Origin of the sequence: Massilia terrae (genome assembly GCF_024753145.1) — a bacterium.
GTDB lineage: Bacteria > Pseudomonadota > Gammaproteobacteria > Burkholderiales > Burkholderiaceae_D > Telluria > Telluria terrae.
In genome coordinates this window covers 1-566 of record NZ_JANUGU010000030.1, presented here as the reverse complement: position 1 = coordinate 566, position 566 = coordinate 1, and the positions used below count along the sequence as shown (strand labels likewise).

Sequence of the window (566 nt, the reverse complement as noted above, 5' to 3'; positions counted from 1 at the left end):
TTAGTCGCAAGGAGCCAAAGTTATAGGGACAAGCGAATAAGTGCACATGGTGGATGCCTTGGCGATTACAGGCGATGAAGGACGTTGTAGCTTGCGATAAGCTGCGGGGAGTGAGCAAACACACATTGATCCGCAGATTTCCGAATGGGGAAACCCGGCCTTTTAGGTCATCACTCACTGAATACATAGGTGTGTGAAGCGAACGCGGCGAACTGAAACATCTAAGTAGCTGCAGGAAAAGAAATCAACCGAGATTCCCAAAGTAGTGGCGAGCGAAATGGGATGAGCCTTGTATGTGATAGTCGACTGGATAGTGGAATGCTCTGGAAATGGCAGCCATAGCGGGTGATAGCCCCGTACACGAAATCCGGACGGTGGTACTAAGCGTACGACAAGTAGGGCGGGACACGTGAAATCCTGTCTGAATATGGGGGGACCATCCTCCAAGGCTAAATACTCGTAATCGACCGATAGTGAACCAGTACCGTGAGGGAAAGGCGAAAAGAACCCCGGGAGGGGAGTGAAATAGATCCTGAAACCGTGTGCATACAAACAGTCGGAGCCTC

Annotated in this window: 1 rRNA gene; it reads left to right on the top strand. The window is 50.7% G+C overall.

Features of this window, described 5'->3' with window-relative positions:
- Positions 1-26: 26 nt before the first annotated feature.
- Positions 27-566 (top strand): 23S ribosomal RNA (locus tag NX778_RS24540); the annotation flags it as partial.